The organism is Mesorhizobium helmanticense (assembly GCF_003034915.1).
In the GTDB taxonomy this organism is placed as follows: Bacteria; Pseudomonadota; Alphaproteobacteria; order Rhizobiales; family Rhizobiaceae; genus Mesorhizobium; species Mesorhizobium helmanticense.
Window position 1 is genome coordinate 30883 of record NZ_PZJX01000018.1, and the last position, 19258, is coordinate 50140.

General features: G+C 61.7%; 16 protein-coding genes. 10 read left to right on the plus strand and 6 right to left on the minus strand.

Features of this window, described 5'->3' with window-relative positions; genetic code table 11:
* Positions 1 to 18: 18 nt before the first annotated feature.
* Positions 19 to 2733, minus strand: a complete 2715-nt coding sequence (locus C9427_RS07880; RefSeq protein WP_107648573.1) for an ABC transporter transmembrane domain-containing protein — start codon at positions 2731 to 2733, stop codon at positions 19 to 21.
* 17 nt (positions 2734 to 2750) lie between these two features.
* A complete protein-coding gene (locus C9427_RS07885) occupies positions 2751 to 3014 on the minus strand; it encodes a hypothetical protein (RefSeq protein ID WP_107648574.1) in 264 nt (87 codons plus the stop codon).
* A gap of 75 nt (positions 3015 to 3089) precedes the next feature.
* Here C9427_RS07885 and C9427_RS07890 point away from each other — a divergent pair, with 75 nt between their 5' ends.
* The gene (locus C9427_RS07890; protein ID WP_425351636.1) at positions 3090 to 3764 is read left to right on the plus strand and encodes a class I SAM-dependent methyltransferase; all 675 of its coding nucleotides are present in this window, start codon (positions 3090 to 3092) and stop codon (positions 3762 to 3764) included.
* A gap of 93 nt (positions 3765 to 3857) precedes the next feature.
* Here C9427_RS07890 and C9427_RS07895 read toward each other — a convergent pair whose 3' ends face one another.
* The 4 genes from C9427_RS07895 to C9427_RS07915 all read right to left on the minus strand — a co-directional run bounded on the left by C9427_RS07895 (position 3858) and on the right by C9427_RS07915 (position 9608).
* Positions 3858 to 5039: a glycosyltransferase family protein gene (locus C9427_RS07895; protein WP_107648575.1), complete on the minus strand. Its 1182-nt coding sequence runs from the start codon at positions 5037 to 5039 to the stop codon at positions 3858 to 3860.
* Entirely contained in the window at positions 5036 to 6280 is a 1245-nt protein-coding gene (locus tag C9427_RS07900; RefSeq protein ID WP_107648576.1) for a glycosyltransferase, read from the minus strand. Before C9427_RS07900 ends, C9427_RS07895 begins: the two co-directional genes overlap by 4 nt.
* Before the next feature lies 1 nt (position 6281).
* Positions 6282 to 7496 (minus strand): glycosyltransferase family protein, encoded by a 1215-nt coding sequence (locus C9427_RS07905; protein WP_107648577.1) that lies wholly within the window; start codon positions 7494 to 7496, stop codon positions 6282 to 6284.
* Positions 7497 to 8177: 681 nt separating this feature from the next.
* Positions 8178 to 9608 carry an NAD-dependent succinate-semialdehyde dehydrogenase gene (locus C9427_RS07915; protein ID WP_107648578.1) on the minus strand — a complete coding sequence of 477 codons (1431 nt, stop codon included), beginning with the start codon at positions 9606 to 9608 and terminating at the stop codon, positions 8178 to 8180.
* 111 nt (positions 9609 to 9719) lie between these two features.
* On the opposite strand from C9427_RS07915, the gene C9427_RS07920 reads away from it, so the two are divergent.
* From C9427_RS07920 to C9427_RS07960, 9 genes are all read left to right on the plus strand, one after another.
* Positions 9720 to 10400 carry a GntR family transcriptional regulator gene (locus C9427_RS07920; RefSeq protein WP_107648579.1) on the plus strand — a complete coding sequence of 227 codons (681 nt, stop codon included), beginning with the start codon at positions 9720 to 9722 and terminating at the stop codon, positions 10398 to 10400.
* A 3-nt stretch (positions 10401 to 10403) separates the two neighbouring features.
* Positions 10404 to 11396, plus strand: a complete 993-nt coding sequence (locus tag C9427_RS07925) for a proline racemase family protein (RefSeq protein WP_107648580.1) — start codon at positions 10404 to 10406, stop codon at positions 11394 to 11396.
* Positions 11397 to 11425: 29 nt separating this feature from the next.
* Positions 11426 to 12268, plus strand: coding sequence for a transporter substrate-binding domain-containing protein (locus tag C9427_RS07930; protein ID WP_107648581.1), 843 nt, complete (start codon positions 11426 to 11428; stop codon positions 12266 to 12268).
* 74 nt (positions 12269 to 12342) lie between these two features.
* Positions 12343 to 12996 (plus strand): amino acid ABC transporter permease, encoded by a 654-nt coding sequence (locus C9427_RS07935; RefSeq protein WP_107648582.1) that lies wholly within the window; start codon positions 12343 to 12345, stop codon positions 12994 to 12996.
* Complete coding sequence (locus tag C9427_RS07940; protein ID WP_107648583.1) at positions 12993 to 13850, plus strand: amino acid ABC transporter ATP-binding protein; 858 nt, start codon at positions 12993 to 12995, stop codon at positions 13848 to 13850. Before C9427_RS07935 ends, C9427_RS07940 begins: the two co-directional genes overlap by 4 nt.
* A gap of 86 nt (positions 13851 to 13936) precedes the next feature.
* Positions 13937 to 15415, plus strand: a complete 1479-nt coding sequence (locus C9427_RS07945; protein ID WP_107648743.1) for an aldehyde dehydrogenase family protein — start codon at positions 13937 to 13939, stop codon at positions 15413 to 15415.
* A gap of 14 nt (positions 15416 to 15429) precedes the next feature.
* Entirely contained in the window at positions 15430 to 17124 is a 1695-nt protein-coding gene (locus tag C9427_RS07950; RefSeq protein ID WP_107648584.1) for a GMC family oxidoreductase, read from the plus strand.
* Positions 17125 to 17140: 16 nt separating this feature from the next.
* Positions 17141 to 17923 (plus strand): HpcH/HpaI aldolase family protein, encoded by a 783-nt coding sequence (locus C9427_RS07955; RefSeq protein ID WP_064987889.1) that lies wholly within the window; start codon positions 17141 to 17143, stop codon positions 17921 to 17923.
* Complete coding sequence (locus C9427_RS07960) at positions 17892 to 19211, plus strand: NAD(P)/FAD-dependent oxidoreductase (protein WP_280954150.1); 1320 nt, start codon at positions 17892 to 17894, stop codon at positions 19209 to 19211. The genes C9427_RS07955 and C9427_RS07960 overlap by 32 nt, the downstream gene beginning before the upstream one ends.
* Positions 19212 to 19258: the final 47 nt, after the last annotated feature.

Here is a 19258-nt window from a genome sequence, read left to right on the forward strand (position 1 = left end):
AAATTCGCGTTTGCCAGACTATGATAGCAGTTCCTTGAAGATACCGTTCCCTGCCAAAAGTGTCTCGTGTGTTCCGTCTTCCACCAATTGACCCGAGTCGAAGACGACAACGCGATCGAACATCATCGCCATTGCCGGATTCGTCACGACACACACAATTGCCGGCGAATGACCGTCGCGTCTGGCTTCCTCTAGCACGTTTCGCAGCACCTTATCTTGTACACGCTGGTCGAGCGCCGATAGCGGCCGGTTGAGAATGAGAAAATCGGGGCGCTTGAGCAGGGCCCGGGCAACATCGAGCTTCTGTCGCTGTCCACCGGTCAGCCGCCTGCCGCCTGAGCCGACATTGAAGTCCAGGCCGACATCCAGAAGCTCGGCATAAAGCCCCAGTTCGTCAAGAATGTCATAGACGATGGAGCGTATGCGGTCCGGCGCGTCGGGATGGTTGGTGCCCACACGCCCGAACAGGACATTATCCATGACGGTGGCCGCGGCAATGTATTTGGCAGGATCATACCGTTCGATCGCATTTTGCAGCTCGGGCGGCAGGTTTTCATAGAACCGGTTGCGTGCAGCGACGATCTTGCTCATCAGTTCGTCGCTCAGCAGGCCGAAGCGGTGCCGGGGCTCGATATAGGCAAAGCTCAAGGCGACGATCATGGCGCGGTCGTTCTCCGAAACCGCCTCGTGGGGACGATTCTTGAGCCGTTGCAGCAAGGTTTCGTAGGCGGGTATCTCCTCGGCGCTCATGAAGGCGAGCTGCTGGAAGAACTGGTGATCGGGCGGCAGGTCGGCAAACAGCTCGATCGCCTGTTCGGCGATCTCCATGCCCATTTCGTAGAGCGTGTGGTCGAGGCCGGCTTGCCTCAGAATGGAAGCAAAATAGGGATTGGCCGCCAGAGCCTTGTCGGCCAGTTCGGGGCCGGCGGCAGCGCCGAAGAGCAGATTTTGGCCGATTGTTGCTTCCTTGTTGTAGGCGCCCGGTTCGAAAGCAACCACCAGTCCGCTCAGTCCTTCGTGCTCCAGCCGGGTTCGCAGCGCCGCACGCAGTTCGACGATCCGCCTGGCAAGCTCCGTGTGACGCGTGAGGTCGGCCGAAGAGCGCAAGCCAAGATCCAGAATGTCGCGCGACAGAACAACCGCGTCGAGCACCCGGCGCACGGCTTCAAAGAGATCGTGCGGGCCGGTAGCGCCGGCTGAAGCATAGTTGATCCAGTCGCTGTGGATATCAAGATCCGGATTGCCCGACCGGCGCGCCTCGTCGATATTCCAGCGGTGCTGGTCTGCCGCGGCGCCGTCATAAGGCACCGTTGTCAGCGGCGCATGCTTCAACCCGTAGAGCAGGTTATCCCGGAGGCTTGCCTGGAACAGGAAAACATCCGACGAGGCATAGGACATGCGCCGGCCGGTCACTGCTTCGGGGAGTTCAAGCAGGTCATCGGCGCCCGAAGCGACCCTTCCGCTGTCCGGCCGGTTCAGCCGCGCGAAGGCTTCTGCAAGCGCCTCAGCTCCACCTGTTGCGGTACTGACCAGCGCCACCGTCTCACCCGGCTTGATCTGGAGGGAGATACGGTTGAGGAGCATTGCACCGCCATCGTCTGCTATGGACAGATTGATCGCCGCCAGAGGACTGGTCATCGGAGCGGGATCGTCGATCGTCACCGCCCCGATTGTCGGCGCGATGAGACCCTCGACGGTGAACTGTTCAACGACCTGCTGATATTTGACCTGGACATCCTGCCGATCCTGATCCCAGTCGATCAGTTCCTTCATCGGTCCGGGCAGGTCCTTGTAAGCGCCGATCACGGCCACGAGTTGGCCGACGTCCAGCCGCCCCTGGATGACCAGATACCCGCCGACCATGTAGAACAGAAAGGGCGTGAGCTGCGCGAGAAAATTGTTGAGGAACTTCACCATGAATTTCCATTGGTAAAGATCGAAGCGGATCTTAAAGATGAGCCCCAGCCGGGCAGCTATGTCGGCGCGCTCGTAGTTTGATGTATCGTGGACGTGAACCGCGCCGATGCCGTCGACGATTTCGCCAACCCGGCCCGAAAGCGCGCGCGCCGTCAACTGCCGTTGACGCCCGAGCACGATCAGCCGCCGCCGCATTCGCGGGATGAGTACGATCTGGATCGCCACGATCACCACCGCTATCATTCCGAGCCAGAAGTTCTGGACCATGATGAACAGCATGGCCGTCAGCGCCTGGCCGCCGAGCAGTACCGGCTGCAGGAAGGCATCGCCGATGAAGCCGCCCAGCGGCTCCACCTCGTCCTTCACCATGGTCGCCACTTCGGCGGATTTCACCCGCTTGAAGTAAAGCGGCGGAAACCGCAGCACACGATCGATCAGATCGAAGCGGATACGCCGCAGCATGCGTTCGCCGAGGCGACCCTTGTAGGTGTTGATGTAGAGTTTGAACAGGCCGTTGATGATGACCAGGAGGAGGAACACAAGGCTCAGGGCAAGCAGCGTCTCCTTGCGGTCGAGCTGAAAACCGGAGAAGAACTGGACCTCTCCAATGAACGGCAGGTTGTAGTGCAGCCTCATGAATGGCTGGGTCGCGCCCGGTTGCTCGAAGCCCTTACCTTGGATCGGGCCGTTGACGATCAGCTTCGGCAGGTCGAAGGACATGAAATACGGGATCATCGAAAGCACGACGATCATCAATATCCAGAGTTGCTGCTTCTTGGTGTGCGTCCAGATATAGCGGGCTAGGCTGGGTTCCATATGCGACTGTGGGCCCTTCAGTTGGAAGGATGCGGGATGTAAAAGCACCTGCTGGCGAGTGGCGTATCAGCAATTTCTTCGTCGCCAACGACCAGCTCGAAGCTGCAGTGCCGGGGGATTGTCCTGCGCTCCAACAGTTCGCGGCTTCCGTAGGGTTTTGGCGAATAGCCGAGCACGAGGCCGCAGCTGCGCGGCTGGTGCTGGCGGATGCACGCCGATGGTCCGGATAGATGCAACAGGCTCTCTCCGGCACCGGGCAATGGCGAAGCGGCTTGCAGCATAATCACGTCCGCGGATCAAACAGCCTTGCGGGAGGCAAGATTGCGTCGCCCGAAATCCCAACATACAAGACGAATATGATGGATGTCACGCAACCGCGCAATGCCGGCATGGACGGGCACGAGCAAGCCCTGGACCTCACACGAGGAATTGCTGCCTATGTCAAATGCCCTCTCGTGGCAGGGCTGGCGCGCGTCATCGCCAAACATCCGAAGGCCGATATCGCCAACGCCTTCAACCACAAGCAGGTCGCCTGCAAGATGTGGGCGCTCGACAGGCTGTTCGAAAGCTGCGGCGGCCGGTTCGGACGCATATGGATTCTGGGTGGATGGTACGGCGTATTGCCGGCAATGCTATTCAACGACGCCCGCTTCGACATCGCGGCGGTCGATAGCATCGACATTGATCCCGAAGTCGCGCCGGTCGCCCGGACCCTCAACCGGGAAGCCGGCGACCGGTTCCGGGCGCTGACGGCAGACATGTATGCACTTGACTATGCGGTCGGGCGGCCCGACCTTGTGGTCAATACGAGCTGCGAGCACATAGCCGATCTGGGCGCCTGGCTTGCTCTGCTTCCGCAGGGCACGAATGTGCTGCTGCAATCGAACGATTATTTCAGCGAGCCGACGCACATCAACTGCGTGGCTTCACTTGCAGCCTTCGAAGCCATGGCGACGCTGCGGGAGGTGCGTTTTTCCGGCGAGCTGCCGACAAAAAAATATACGCGCTTCATGCTGATTGGAACTGTCTAATGCATTTCGCCTAAAAAGGGCGGTGCAGTTTCGGAATAAAAACAAGGGCTTGAAGCGGGTCACGCCAATCTCAGACGAGATGCGCGTTAGCATCTATCGATCGTGAACTTTTCCGGAACCGGGCCCTGCCTTTAGGGACCATGTTCGGTACCGCTCGCGCAGGATTTGCGCCGAGCGACGCGCGCCTTCCAGATCGAGACGATGCACGGAAGGCGGCGGTCCTGCCAGCGCCTGTTCGATCGCTTGCGCCAAGCCTTCAGGCGTCAGGTTCTTTTCCATCAGCACCGTTGCAAGACCGAGTTCTTCGAGCATCAGGGCGCGAAACGTCTGTTCGGTTTCCCCGCCGGCTGCAAATGGAACGAGCAAGGAGCGACAGCCCGCGCGCAGGACATCGCAGACCGTGTTGTAACCCGCCTGCGAGACTGACAGGCGGGCGCCGGTCAGCAGGCTGGCGAAATCCTCGCGGAACCGGAAGATGGACAGGCCCGGCGTAGCATCGCATGCGATCGCGTCAAACTCGTCCTTCGGCAGGTTTGGTCCGGTGATCAAACACCATTTCCAAGCGTTGTTGGCATTCCGCGCCGCTGTGATGGTGGAACTGACAAGGCTCTTTCCGGCAGCCCCGCCGCCAACCGACACCAGAACGTCGAAGCGCTCGGAGGCCGGGGCTGGTGGCGGCGCGGCAACCAGCCCTGTGTAGGTGACCTCGGCCCTGATCGCCGCAGCCAGTGGGAATGTCTTGTCGATGGTTGCGAAAGACGGATCGCCGTGGACCATAACAAGGTCGAAATGCCGGTTGATGAGATCGATCGTTTCCTCGTTTCGGCCCGGCTTGACGCGTTCCTGAAGGATATCACGCACGGACGTCACCAGCAGCGGTCTGGGCGACGTCGCGTCGATGGCCTCGATCAGCGGCAAGAGTTCGAAACGCATCTGCCGGCGTCCAAATGGAAACGCCTCGACAATGACGATATCAGGCCTGCAATCCCGGAATGCCTGCAGCAGCATCTCTGAACGCGATTTCTTGAAATCATCGTCGATGGGTTTGCCCTGCAGGTCGACAAGTCCGGAAAATCCTTCATCACCGGAGGTGACGGGTGGCAGGGTTACAGATTTTGCACCCGGTCCCGGAAACCCCGCAATGGGCGCTCCGCCGGTCACGACGGTTACGTCAAACCCGTCATCGACCAGAGCCGCCGCAATGCGGCTGGCGCGCGCGAGATGGCCGATACCGAGCAGGTGCTGGACATAGAAGAAAGCGCGCAGCCGCTTCATTCGGCAGCCCGCCACTCCCGCTCGAACAGTTCCTTGAGCTGTCCAATGCTTGCCATATGATCGAAATTGCCGCGCACGCGCCGCTCTGCGGTGTTGCCGAGGCGGGCGCGTAGCACGGGATCGCGGATCAGGTGCTCCAGCGCCTGTGCCAGGGCAATTGGGTTTTCCGTCGGAACCAGCAGCCCGGTTTCATCCGGCGATAAAAGCTCCGGCACGCCGGAAATATCGGTCGACACGCAGGCAAGCCGCTGGCTGGCCGCCTCCACCAGAACATTCGGCAGACCGTCCCGGTCGCCATTCGCGGTGATCCTGCAGGCTAGGGCGAAGATGTCGGCGCGGCGGTAGTGCTCAAGCACCTCCTCCTGCGCAAGCGCGCCTTTCCAAGAGACGCGACCATCCAGGCCGAGCTTTTGCGCCAGCGCCTTGATCCGTTCCAGTTCCTCGCCACCGCCGATATGCTCGAAACGCCACGCCAGATCACCAGGCAACAGCGCAAGGGCCTCCAGCAAGGTATCGTAACCTTTCTTTTCAACGGCGCGCCCGACACTCAGAACGACAACCGGTTCGTCCGGCGCCGAGCCGTCACGCTGTTTTCGGGCCTCGCCGAAACTGCCGAAGCGATCAAGGTCGAGCCCATGATAGCTCAGATGCACGGACGAGTTGCCGTTAGCGAGTTTTTTCAGACGGTCGAAGCCGGTTTTCGTGCAAGTGACCGTCCAGCGCGCCGAGGAAAGCTTGTCAGCCAAGTCCCAGTCCGCCGAAGTCCAGATGTCCTTGGCATGGGCCGAGCAGCTCCAGGGCAGGCCACGAAGCTGGCTGGCATAGCGCGTCACCGACGCCGGCGTGTGGGCGAAATGTGCATGCAGCCAGCCCGCGTCTTTCGGCCATTCGGCCGCCAGCACGAGCGCCTGTCCGAAGCGGCGCACGCGATTGCGCGTAAAGTCGCGGGGGATATCGGTAGCCAGCAATCCAAGCGCGCGCCAGAAGCCCGGCCGCAGCAAACAAGCAAACAGCGAGCGCACCACGCGCAGCGGCTCCTCATGCAGATATTCCGGCAGATAATGGACGGGCGCTTTGATCTCGTCATGCACGGGATGGCGTTTTGCGTCGGTCGGCCGCCTTAGCGCGACGAGTATCAGCTCGAACCCCGCACGCTCCAGACCGAGCAGTTCCTGCGCGATGAAGGTTTCCGACAGCCGCGGATAGCCCTTCAGAACCACGACGATCTTGCGACGTTGCAATTCAGTTCATGCCTTCGATGACCGAAAGGTGGTGGCCGGCCCGCCGTTCGAGCAGTTCCGCGACGATCTCGGATATATGAGGCAGCCCTTCCATCGTTAGATGCGGATTGCTCTGCGATGGGCGGGGCCGGTCCGGCAGCACCTCCAGGGCATCGGCAAACCGCTGGGTATCTTCGGCTTCTTCCGGCAAAAGCATCTCGACGAGGCCGAGTTCGGCCGCGCGCCGCGCGCGGATCAGTTGTTCCTCGCGGGGCTTGACGCGCGGCACGATCAGCGCCGGCTTGTCGAAAGACAGTATCTCGCAATAGGTGTTGTAACCCCCCATCGCCACCACCGCCTTGGCGCCGGCAATCAGCTCTTCCATGCGGTTATCGAACTCGATCATCTTGATATAGGGGATCTTGGACCCCTTCTTGAGCAGCTTGTTGCGCTTGCGCGCCGGCATGTAAGGCCCAAGCACGATCAGCGCCCTATGCCGCAAGTGCGGATCCTGCTGATAGGCATCGATGACGTTGTGGATCAAGTCCCCGCCGTCACCGCCACCACCGGTGGTAACGAGGATATAGTCGCCCTCGGGCCGGTGGCCGGGCAACTCGTTCTTCTGCAGACTCCGTTGCAGGAAACCGACGAACTTCATCTTTGCCCTGACAGCGGGCGGGACATCCAAGCCGGTCAACGGGTCGTAGAAATCCGGCGGACCATAGGCCCAGACTTTGTCGTAGAACAGGCCTATCTTGCGCATCACATCCCTGCGTGCCCACTCAGCTTCGAGCAGATGCGGCGCGTCCATCACCTCGCGCAGGCCTAGTACGAGCGTGGTGCCCCGCGTCTTGAGGTAGGACAGAGTGTCCTCGATTTCACCACGCAGGCCGAGCGGTTCCTTGTCGACGATGAAGATATCCGGCCGGAAGGTCTCGGCCGTGTGACGGATGATCGACTGGCGCATCCTCAGCGTCTCATGAAGATCGATATCCTTCTCCAGCGAGGTGTATTCGCCGTTGCGCAACTTGATGACGCTGGGGATCTTCACGAAGTCGACACGGGCGCGGTAGTCGAAGGCGCCAGCGATAGTCGCACCCGAAATGATGAGAACCTGAAGTCCGCGGAAATCCTCGACCAGCGAATGCGCGATCGTCCGGCAGCGCTGCAAGTGGCCGAGCCCGAACGTGTCGTGGCTGTACATGAGAATTCGAGCGTTTTGTGCGTGCTGGGTCATTGTTGAACGTCTTTTAGAATTCTCGCCTTGAGGACCATGGGCGACCCCGCACGAAACCATCCTCGCGGGCTGCCGGCCTGTTTTGAAACATGGGGGCGCAATTTACAATCCGTATTACCCAAGAGGGTCCAAGGATGACGCTCTTCTTAATAGTGCCTTCAAGCTGATCGTCGTTCGCTATAGAAGCCATCCCTCTTGATTCCAATAAGCTCCGGTCTCTCCGAGCTCCATTTGGCTTCGGAGCGGTGAAGGCGAATGCCGCTATCCTGCCAATGCACCTAATTGCTAGATCGGCATACGAAAGGACAAGGTCGCCGGGCGGCGCATATTGCTATAGAACTCACTTCACGCCCCATTGCTCTCGGTCTTGAGGACCAAAGGTGCTGCCCATCAATATCTTGACGGGCGATCTGATTATGATTCACCCCCAGAACTGAGCCATCTATCGCCCAGGCTAGCCGGAAATTCGGCAGGAATCGAGTGGATACCCGCGCTCACGATACGCCACCTGCAGTAGGGTGTGTGCAATACCGGTTGCTCGTCGATCGCGATGGCTTCTGGCTAACGCCTTAGCTGGGGCGGTGACGGTACTTTTCGAGAAGGCTTGGGCCCGCTATCGAATGCCGCAAAGTGCAAAATCGCCCGATTGATCCCGCCCCCGAAAACATCGATTGATGCCCCTTACATCTCGGTCACGAACTTCGTCCGCAGGTAGGCGTCGAGGCCTTCGATGCCGCTCTCCGAGCCGTAGCCGGATTCGTTGACGCCGCCGAATGGTGTTTCCGGCGTCGACACCATCATGTGGTTGACGCCGACCATGCCGGCCTCCAGCGCCGCCTCGGTTTTCTGCGCGAGGCTAAGATTGCGGGTGAAGACAAAGGAGGCCAGGCCGTAAGGCAGCGAATTTGCCCGCTGGATCATGTCGTCGAAGGTTGAGAAGGTGGTGGTCGGCGCGATCGGCCCGAACGGCTCCTCCGCCATGATGCGCGCGGTGTCCGGCACGTCCTTCAGCAAGGTCGGCGCATAGAAATAACCCTTGTTGCCGATCCGCTTGCCACCGGTGACGACGCTCGCGCCCTTGGCCGTCGCATCGCTGACGAAACCGTCCATGGCGTCCAGCCGCCGCGGCGCGATCATCGGGCCCATCTGCACGTTTGCGTCGAGGCCGTCGCCGATCTTGAGTTTTTGGGTGCGCGAGGCAAACCCGTCGATGAAGCGGCCATAGACGGCCTCATGCACGTAAAAGCGCGTCGGCGAGGTGCATACCTGGCCGGCATTGCGGAACTTGAAGGCGACGACCGTATCGAGCGTCTTGTCGAGATCGGCGTCCTCGTAAACGATGACGGGGGCGTGGCCGCCCAGCTCCATGGTGCAGCGCTTCAGCGTATCCGCCGCCTGTTTCTGCAACAGTTTCCCAACGGCCGTCGAGCCGGTCAGCGAGACCTTCTTCGGGATCGGCGAGGCGATCAGATAGGACGAGACCCTGGCCGGTTCGCCGAAGACGATGTTGAGCACGCCCGCCGGCACTCCTGCGTCCTGGAAGCAGCGGGCGATGGCGACCGCGGTTCCCGGCGTTTCCTCGGCCGGCTTCAGGATGATCGAGCAGCCGGCGCCGAGCGCGCCGGAAATCTTGCGGATGACATTGCTGGCCGGAAAATTCCAGGCGGCGAAGGCGACAACCGGCCCGACCGGCTCCTTGAAGACCATCTGCCGCACGCCGGGCAGCCGGGCAGGGACGATGCGTCCGTAGGCGCGCTTGCCTTCTTCCGCATACCAACGGGTTGCATCGGCGGCGAATTGCACCTCGCCGGTGGCCTCGGCCAGCGCCTTGCCGTTCTCCATCGTCAGTATGCGGGCGATGGTGTCCTTGCGCTGCTCGATCAGGTCGGCGGCGTTGCTCATGATCGCCCAGCGCTGCATCGCGGTCATGGTCTTCCACAACTTGAAGCCTTTGGCTGAAGCGGCAAGAGCGCGGTCGAGATCGGCTTCCGTGGCATGCGGCACGGTTGCCAGCACCTCCTCGGTGGCAGGATTGATCAACGGTTCGGACTTGCCGTCCGACCCCTGACACCACACGCCATCAACCAACAGCTCGATCTTCTCTGGATACATTTCTAGTCCTTTCAAATCCGGCGGTCCTTGCAAATCCGCTTGCGGGTTGCCCGTCAAAAGAAGATGACCGCAACGACTTGACTTGTACAGTGTATACAATATGGTGTCGACATGATTTTAGCGCGCATCCAAAAATTGTCGGCGGCCATTCCCGAGAATCTCGCCGAGATGCTTGAGGAAGAGATCATCTTCGGCCGGCTCAAGTCCCTGGAGCGATTGACCGAGGAAATGGTGGCTGAGCGCTATGGCGTCAGCCGGTCGCCGGTGCGTGAAGCTTTGCGGCTGCTTGAGCGCGACGGCCTGGTGATGCGCGAGGCCAGGCGTGGCATCTGGGTCTCGCCGATGTCGCAGCGTGACTTCGATGAGGTCTATATGTGCCGCATCGAGCTGGAAGGGCTGGTCGCCAAGCAGGCCGCCGAATCCGCTGACATCGCGAAGAAAGCCGAGTTCAAGATACTGCTGTCCGAGCTGAAGGAAGCACAGTCCAGGAACGACGCCCGGCAGTTCTTCATCGTCGACGTGCGCGGTTCCTTCCTGACCTACAGCCTGGCCGGCAACAGGACCCTGACGCGCCTGCTGGGCGGGCTTGAAAAGCAAGCCTTGCGGTATCGCTATCACGCCTATGAGCAGGATCCGAAGATCATCCAGCTGTCGCTGGACGACACGGCTCGCATCTATGACGCGATCACCGCGGGCGATGGCGAAAACGCCAAGGCGATGACCGAAAACCTCATCCGGGAAATCTGGCAGAGCATGCGGGCCGGCATTCGCGACGCCTTCGGAGAGGGCTAGTTCGTGTCAACCTTCTCGTCAGCGTTCAGCGTCATCGATTCCCACACCGCCGGCCACCCCACGCGCGTCATCCTGAGCGGCATTCCAAAACTCTCGGGTTCGAGCGTGCGGGAGAAGCGGGATCATTTTCGCCTGCGCTTCGATCATCTTCGCCCGGCACTGCTGCACGAGCCGCGCGGCCATGCCGCCATGGTCGGTCTCGTGCCGGTGACGTCTGATATCGCCGACTACGGCGCCTTCTTCATCTCGTCCTACGTCTATCTCGACATGTGCGGTCACGGCACGATCGGCCTTGCCAGGACACTGGCCTTCACCGGCCAGATCTCCGTCGAAACAGGCGACAGCTTCACGCTGGAAACGCCGGCGGGCATCGTGACTGTTCATCTGATCTGGAGTGAAGACGGCTCGCTGGACCGGGTGCGGATAGCCAATGTCCCGAGTTATGTCGGGCTGGAGCATCTGAGTGTCTCCGTCGAAGGCCTCGGCAAGGTCGATGCCGCGATTGTCTATGCCGGCATGTGGTACGCTTTGGTGGACGCCGCGCCACTCGGTTTCAAGCTGGCTTCGGAGAATGCGTCGGCTCTGATGCAGGCGGGCGCCGGGATCAAGGACGCAATCAAGGCCGCAACAGAGGACTTGCCGCTGCTGACAGGCGCGGCCGCACCGAGCGTGCTGTTCTACGAAGCCGACAGCGAACATTCGGCGACGCATTTCCTGGTCCTGGAACGCAACAAGTTCGACCGCTCGCCCTGCGGCACCGGGACGTCGGCGCGCCTGACCTATCTGCTTGCGAAGGGGCTGATCAGCTCAGACCAGACCTACCATGCCAGGAACATCTTCGGCATTCCGTTCGAGGCGCGCCTGCAAAGGCGCGTCGAGGAGCAAGGCCGCGAGGCGATGATCACCGAGATCGAAGGCTCTGCCTTCATCACCTCGACCCAGACAATCTACTTCGAGAAGAGCGACCCTCTCTCGAAGGGATTTCTAGCCCGGTAATCACCAACAAACTCAGAAAGGGGAATGATATGAAATTCACAGTAATGCGTACGTTCATGGCCGCCTTGACCATTGGCCTCGGCCTGCTCACGGCGCCGATCGCCGCTTCCGCGGACGACAATCCATCCGCCGTCATCGACCAGATCCGCGCCAGCGGCGTGCTCAAGGTTCCGGTGATGACGGGCGAGGAGCCGGGCTACATCAAGGACCCGGCGACGGGCCAGTGGAGCGGCTTCTACTACGAGTTCCTGGGCGAGATCGCGACCCAGCTCGGGGTCAAGCTCGAGCCGGTCGAGACGACCTGGGGCAATCTGGCCGCCGACTTCCAGTCCAACAAGATCGACATCGCCATTGGCGTCAATCCGAACCCGAAGCGCGGTCTTGTCGTCGATTATCTGTGGGAGCCGCTGTTCACCGACGCCTGGGCTGTGCTGACGCCCCCCGATAAGCCGGTCAAGACCTGGGCCGAGCTCAACTCGCCCGACAAGACCGTCGTCGTCCAGAAGGGCAGCACCATGCAGGTCGTCGCCGAAGCCCTGTTGCCGAAAGCCAAGATCACGCCGGTCGAAGATCGTGGCCTGGCGCTGATGGAACTCCAGGCTGGCCGCGCCGATGGCGTTGTGCTTTCCATCTTCGACGCGCTGCAGATCACCAACCAGAAGATCGGCAATGTCTCGCTGCCGGAGCCGATCCTGCGCAATCCGGCAACGCTGGCCGTCGCCCGCAAGCCGGGCAATGCCGGCTTCATCAACTTCCTGACCAACTGGATCTTGCAGGAGCGCTCGCTCGGCCTTGCGCAGGGCAAGCTTGCCCGCTCGTGGGAAGCCCGCGGCATCGACCTGTCGATCCTTCCGGCGGGGTTCTCCTTCTGATCGCAACAGCCTGACCGCCGCCTGGTGCGGCGGTCAGGCCACCACTGGACGTGCATCGAACCAGTGAGGACGCCATGTTCGACTATACAGTCATAACCAACAATATCGGGCTGCTCTGGCAAGGCCTCCTGATGACGCTCTACTTCACCGTCATCACGATCGCTGCCGGCATGCTGATCGGCCTGCTCGTCGGGCTCATCCAGCTGAGCACATTTAAGCCGCTGGTGATCCTCGGCCAGATCTATGTCGAGTTCTTCCGCAACATTCCGCTGCTCGTCACGCTTCTGTGGGTGTATTACGCCTTCCCGATTTTCGCCGGCATCAACGTTACGAAGTTCTGGGCCGGCTTCATCGGGCTGAGCTGCTACGTCGGCTCGTTCTACGCCGAAATCCTGCGCGCCGGCGTCCAGTCGGTCGATCCCGGCCAGACGGATGCGGCGACAGCGATCGGCATGTCCTATGGCCAGCGCATGCGCCGCATCATCCTGCCGCAGGCCTTCCGCAAGATGATCCCGCCGCTGGCGGGCCAGTCGATCATCCAGATGAAAAACACCACGCTGCTGTCGATGATAACGGTTCCGGACCTCCTCTATCAGGCCAGCTATATCTCGAGCTTCACCTATCGGCCGATGGAAGTTTACACCGCCGTTGGCGTCATCTTCCTGATCATCCTGATTCCGCTGACGCTGCTGTCCCGGAAACTCGAAAAGAGCGGGAGCCTCAAATGAGCATCAGCGAGCCAAGCGCCGCCACCGACAAGGGCGGCAAGCCTGTCCTGCGGCTGGACGGCATCTGCCTCAAGTTCGGCGACAAGCGTGTGCTGAACGGCATCGATCTATCGGTCGTGGAAGGCGAAGTGGTGGTGCTGATCGGCGCCAGCGGATCGGGAAAGACCTCGCTGCTGCGCTGCATCAACCTGCTCAACGTGCCGACCAGCGGCAGCATCGTCATCGATGACGAGACGCTGTTCGACAGGCAGGCCGATGGCAAGGGCGCCCAGATACCGGCCCAGGAAGTCAACCGCATCCGCTCCAAGACCGGCATGGTCTTCCAGCAGTTCAATCTGTTCCCGCACATGACGGCGTTGGACAACGTCATGGAAGGTCCGGTCGTCGTCAAGAAGGAGCCGAAAGAGCAGGCACGCCAGAAGGCGCTGCAACTGCTTGACCTCATGGGGTTGGCGCAGCACGTGCAAAAGCATCCGCGCCAGCTTTCCGGTGGTCAGCAGCAGCGCGTTGCGATCGCGAGAGCCATGGCCATGCAGCCGAAGGTGATGCTGTTCGACGAGCCGACCTCCGCACTCGATCCAGAACTGGTCGGCGAAGTTATGAAGGCGATGGTTGAACTGGCCAGGAGCGGCATGACCATGGTGATCGTCACCCACGAACTGGGCTTTGCCTTCGAGGTTGCCGATCGGGTCGTGTTTCTCGATCAGGGGCTGGTCGCGGAGCAGGGGCCGCCGGCCAAGGTGCTGCTGCATCCCGAACATCCGCGTCTGAAGACATTTGTCGGACGCTTCCATGAATCGGCGGATCTGCTTCGCCCGTTCCTCGAGGCGCGTGAGGCCGAGAAGGTGTGCTGAAGGCACGCCGCGTTGCGCAAAACAGTCAAGCGGTCGTCGTCGAATGCGCCCCCCCTTTCGAGCTGGCCGCAAAAGGAAAGATATCAATGACGCTGAGTTTCGATCCGGCCACAATCGCCGTTCCCAAGGGCCATCATATTGGCGGCCGGTCCATTGAACTACCGGGCAGGGAGATCGAGGTTCTTCGCCCTTCCGATCTCCAGCCCATGGGCATCATCACCGATGGCGGCGAAGCGGCAGTGCAGCAAGCCGTCGATGCCGCCAAAAAGGGACTCGCACAGAGCCGCTGGGCGAAGATCGCGCCACGCGATCGCGCCGCCGCGCTCATGCGCTTCGCGGCGCTGATCGAAGAGAATGCAACCTATCTCGGACAGCTGGAGGCGATGGGATCGAGCCGGCTGATCTCGATGACGATTGCCCGCGACGCGGTGCGCACCGCCGGCGTCGTTCGCTACTACGCCGAGTTCTGCGACAAGATCGAAGGCACGGTCACCTCGACCGAGGCGAATGCGCTGAGCATGGTCAAACACGAGCCCTATGGCATTGTCGGCGCGATCGTTCCCTGGAACTTCCCGATGATCACCGCGGCCTGGAAATTCGCCCCGGCGCTGGCCGCCGGCAACGCCGTGGTGATGAAGACGTCGGAACTGACCCCGCACAGCCTGCTGGCGCTAGCGGAGCTTGCCGCCAAAGCCGGGGTTCCAGCGGGCCTGTTCAATGTCGTCAATGGCTACGGCCACACAACGGGGGCGGCGATCGTGCGCCATCCCGATATTCTGAAAATCTCCTTCACCGGTTCGACGCAGACCGGTGCCGCCATCATGACGCTGGCCGCCCAGTCCGGCATCAAGCCGGTCACGCTCGAGCTCGGCGGCAAGAGCCCACAGCTGGTGCTGGCCGATGCCGGCGATATCGATGTGGTGGCCGGCCGTGTCGCTGCCGCCTTCATGGACAATGCCGGCCAGGTCTGCACGGCGGGTTCGCGGCTGATCGTCGAGGACAAGATTGCCGACCAGCTTGTCGAGCGCGTCATCGCCCGCACCAAGGCGATCAAGGCGGGACCGACCTGGGACGAAACCACGACCTTCGCGCCGATCATCAGCCGCAAGCAGCTCGAGCGCATCGATACGATGGTCCGCGCCAGCATCGGTGAGGGCGCTTCCGTGGTCACCGGCGGTACGGTGCTGGAAGGCCGCAACGAGGGCAGTTTCTACGCGCCGACGATCCTGGAGAATGTCTCCAACGACAATATCGGGTTCAAGGACGAGTTTTTTGGTCCGGTACTGACGGTACGGACCTTTGCCGATATCGAGGAAGGCCTCGTCCAGGCGGCGCATCCGATCTACGGACTCGCCGCCAGCGTCCACACCACGGATTTGAAGAAAGCGCTCAAGGCAGCGGATTCGATCGAAGCCGGCATGGTCTGGATCAACCAGCACGGACGCGGCCCGGAGTTCACCTACCCGGCCGGCGGCTACAAGGGTTCCGGCTTCGGCAAGGATATGGGCCGTGCCGGCATCGAGGCGTTCCTGCGCCAGAAGGCCATCTGGGCCAATTACGCCTGAGCGAGCGCAAGCACATGCAATTCGACTACATCATCGTCGGCGGCGGCTCGGCGGGCGCCGTGCTCGCCAGCCGCCTCTCGGAGAACGGCGCGAAGCAAGTCGCGCTTTTCGAAGCCGGACCCGACACACCGCCGGATGACGTCCCGGAGGTGATCGCCGACAGCTATCCCGGCCTTTCCTATTTCGACCCGAAATACCATTGGACGGAACTGCGCGTCTTCAACCGCTCGCCGAAACAGAACGCGCAAGTGGTCAAGACGGCCAAGCTCGAACAGGCCAAGGTGATGGGCGGCGGCTCCAGCATCAACGGCCAGTTCGCCGTGCGCGGAATGCCGCATGACTATGACGAATGGGAAGGTCTCGGCCTGCCCGGCTGGGGATGGGACGGCATGCTGCCCTATCTCAAGAAGCTGGAACGCGATCTCGATTTTGATGGCGAACTTCACAACAAGAGCGGGCGGATTCCGATCCGCCGCGTCTTTCCGCAAGACTGGGCCGGCTTCACCAGATCCGTCCTCAGCGTGACGGAAAGCGAGTACCCCTACCGGCCGGACTACAATGGAAGTTTCGAGGACGGCTCGTTCCCGCTGCCTTTGTCGAACGAGAACGACCGCCGCGTCTCGACCGCAATCGGCTATCTCGACGCCGAGGTGCGGGCCCGCAAGAACCTGCACATCTTCGCCAATGCGTTCGTTGAGCGATTGGTGACGGAGGGAACGCGCATCACCGGTGTCGAGGCCACGATCGCTGGCCGCACGACGATCTACAACGCCAACGAGACAATCGTTTCAGCCGGCGCCCTGCATTCGCCAGCGATCTTGCTTCGTGCCGGCATCGGGCCGGCGGCGCAGCTGAAGCGGCTGGGCATTGAAGTGGTCGCCGATCGCCCCGGCGTCGGTGAGAACCTGACCGATCATCCGCATATAGCCGTCGGCGCGCATTTCAAGAAATCCGCACGGCTCAAGCCCGGTCAGCGCCGCCACATCTTCCTGGGTGTGAGATACTCTTCCAACTATGCCGGCTGCCATCCCGGCGACATGCTCCTGATGCCGGTCAACCGTGCCGGCTGGCATCCGCTCGGCAAGGCGATGGGCGCGCTCAATGTCTGCGTCAACAAATCCTATTCGCGCGGAACAGTCACCTTGAAGTCGGCGATCCAGACTGACGAGCCGATCGTCGATCTGAATATGGCCTCCGATGGTCGCGACCTGATGCGCCTGGTCGATGGCTTCAAGCGCATCTGCAGGATCATGCAATCGCCCGATGTCCAGCAGCACGTCAACACCTGGTTCCTGGCCGGCTACAGCGACGAGGCGCGCGCGCTCAGCGTGCGCAAGCCGTCGAACTGGATCAAGACCGCGACCGCGGCCTACCTCTTCGACTACGCGCCGTTCTTCCGCGAGACCTTGCTCAAACGCAAGTTCGGCACCACCGATCGCATCCAGGCGATGCTCGGGAATGAAGAGCTGATCGCCGACTGGGTCAAGCAGTCCGTCTGGTCGGGCTGGCATGTCTCGGGCACTTGCAAGATGGGCGCCGACAGCGATCCTCTGGCAGTGCTCGACGCCGAGTGCCGTGTGCGCGGCGTGCAGGGTCTGCGCGTCGTCGATGCCTCGATCATGCCGACGATCATCGCCGCCAACACCAACATCACGACCATCGCCATCGCCGAAAAAGCGGCGGATCTGATTTTGAATTCCCGACAATAGCAAAGGACCTCAAGCTATGCGCAAGAACAAGGTGAAGGACATTTGGGCCGCCGGCGGCGAAGTGGTGACGGGCTGGCTCGGCATTCCGTCGTCGATCTCGGCGGAACTGATGGCTCAGCAGGGCTGGGACGCGCTGACCGTCGACCTCCAGCATGGCGCGACCGACTATGTCGACGCCGTGCCGATGCTGCAGGCGATCTCGACGACGGATACGACGCCGATGGTGCGCGTGCCGTGGAACGATCCTGCGATCATCGGCAAGGTACTCGATGCCGGCGCCTATGGCGTGATCTGCCCGATGGTCAACACGGCCGAGGAAGCGGATGCCTTCGTCAAGGCGTGCCGCTACTTCCCCAAGGGCGGCCGCAGCGTCGGCCCGCTGCGCGCTTCGCTCTATGCCGGCGCGGACTATTTCCAGCATGCCAACGACACCATTATCACCATGGCGATGATCGAGAGCGAGCAGGCGGTGAAGAACCTGGAAGACATCCTGAAGACGCCTAACCTCGACGCCATCTTCGTCGGCCCGTCGGACCTTGCGGTGACCATGGGCGAGGCGCCCGGTTTCGATCCGCGCTATCCGGCCGTCTACGAGGCGATCGAATACATCGCCGCCAAGTGCAAGGAGGCCGGCGTCATTCCGGGCATCCATTGCGGTTCGGTCGCCTATGGCGTCGACATGCGCAAACTGGGCTATCGCTTCATGGCCTATCTGTCCGACTTCCGCATGCTGCAGCAGATGGTGGCGCGGTCGCTGCCGGCCTTCCGTGCCGGGACGCCGAGCGCGATCGCGCCCTGATCGGCACAACGGATCGATCACCATGGCATCGACAGGCATACCGCGCGGCAAGGTGACGGTCATCGGCGCCGGCATCGTTGGCATCTGCACCGCGAACTACCTGCTCAAGCAGGGTTTTGCCGTAGAGGTGGTCGATCCGGCCTTGCCGGGCTCGGAGGAGCAATGCTCCTTCGGCAATGCCGGCGGCATCTGCCCGGGATCGTGCATTCCAAACTCGATGCCCGGCGTGCTTCGCAACGTGCCGAAATGGCTGATGGATCCGGAAGGTCCGTTGATCGTGCGGCTGGCCTATCTGCCGCACGCGCTGCCCTGGCTGCTGCGCTTCCTCGCCGCGAGCCGCAAGCCGCGTGTCGAGGAGATATCGGCGGCCATGCGCTCGCTGCACCGCTACACGTTCGAGTGCTATGAGCCGCTGATCAAGGCCGCCGGCTGCGAGGACCTGTTGCAGAAGCGCGGCCAACTCTTCGTCCACGAAACGGCGGACGGTCCGTCGAAGGGCGCCTATGGGCTCGGGCTGCGGCGCGAGCATGGCGTCAAGGTCGAGATCCTCGATGCCGACGAAATCCGCCAGCTCGAACCAGCCCTGGCGCCGATCTTCAAGAGCGCGGTCTATCTGCCCGAACAAGGGCAGTGTCCCAACCCCGGCCGGCTTGTCGCCAAGCTCGCCGAACATGCGGCACGTCAGGGCGCCCGCTTCATCAGGGCAAAAGTGCTCGGCTTCGATATGGGTCCCAATGGCCCGTCGGCGCTGCGGCTGGAAGGTGGCGGGCGCATGCCGGTCGAAACCGTGGTGCTGTGCGCCGGTGCCTGGTCCGGCGACCTTGCTCGCAAGCTTGGCGACCATATCCCGCTCGAGAGCGAGCGCGGCTATCACATCATGGTTAGGAGTGCCGATACCGGCCTGCGCATCCAGACCATTTCGGCCGACCGCAAGTTCGTCGCTTCGCCGATGGAGGATGGCCTCAGGATCGCCGGCAATGTCGAATTCGCCGGGCTGCAAGCGCCCGCGAACATGAACCGGGCGGATGTTCTCCTCAAGCAGGCTCGACCGATGTTCCGAAAACTGGAGGTCGGCGAGGTCACGCGCTGGATGGGGCATCGGCCAGGAACGCCCGACAGCATTCCCGTCATCGACCGGGCGTCGCGGGCCAAGAACGTCATCTACGCCTTCGGCCATGGCCATCAAGGCCTCATCGGAGGCGCCGTCACCGGCAAGATCGTGTCGCAACTTGCGGCCGGTTTGCCGCCGGCGATCGATCTGACGCCGTTTCGGGCGGATAGGTTCTGATCTTGGAGCGTGCTGCGTGCTGCTGTACCAGCAGGCCTTTCCGTTCT

Coding starts and splice junctions, on each gene's coding strand:
- C9427_RS07880 (WP_107648573.1), bottom strand. CDS start 2,733: ATGGAACCCAGCCTAGCCCGCTATATCTGGACGCACACCAAGAAGCAG.
- C9427_RS07885 (WP_107648574.1), bottom strand. CDS start 3,014: ATGCTGCAAGCCGCTTCGCCATTGCCCGGTGCCGGAGAGAGCCTGTTG.
- C9427_RS07890 (WP_425351636.1), top strand. CDS start 3,090: ATGATGGATGTCACGCAACCGCGCAATGCCGGCATGGACGGGCACGAG.
- C9427_RS07895 (WP_107648575.1), bottom strand. CDS start 5,039: ATGAAGCGGCTGCGCGCTTTCTTCTATGTCCAGCACCTGCTCGGTATC.
- C9427_RS07905 (WP_107648577.1), bottom strand. CDS start 7,496: ATGACCCAGCACGCACAAAACGCTCGAATTCTCATGTACAGCCACGAC.
- C9427_RS07915 (WP_107648578.1), bottom strand. CDS start 9,608: ATGTATCCAGAGAAGATCGAGCTGTTGGTTGATGGCGTGTGGTGTCAG.
- C9427_RS07920 (WP_107648579.1), top strand. CDS start 9,720: ATGATTTTAGCGCGCATCCAAAAATTGTCGGCGGCCATTCCCGAGAAT.
- C9427_RS07930 (WP_107648581.1), top strand. CDS start 11,426: ATGAAATTCACAGTAATGCGTACGTTCATGGCCGCCTTGACCATTGGC.
- C9427_RS07935 (WP_107648582.1), top strand. CDS start 12,343: ATGTTCGACTATACAGTCATAACCAACAATATCGGGCTGCTCTGGCAA.
- C9427_RS07940 (WP_107648583.1), top strand. CDS start 12,993: ATGAGCATCAGCGAGCCAAGCGCCGCCACCGACAAGGGCGGCAAGCCT.
- C9427_RS07945 (WP_107648743.1), top strand. CDS start 13,937: ATGACGCTGAGTTTCGATCCGGCCACAATCGCCGTTCCCAAGGGCCAT.
- C9427_RS07950 (WP_107648584.1), top strand. CDS start 15,430: ATGCAATTCGACTACATCATCGTCGGCGGCGGCTCGGCGGGCGCCGTG.
- C9427_RS07955 (WP_064987889.1), top strand. CDS start 17,141: ATGCGCAAGAACAAGGTGAAGGACATTTGGGCCGCCGGCGGCGAAGTG.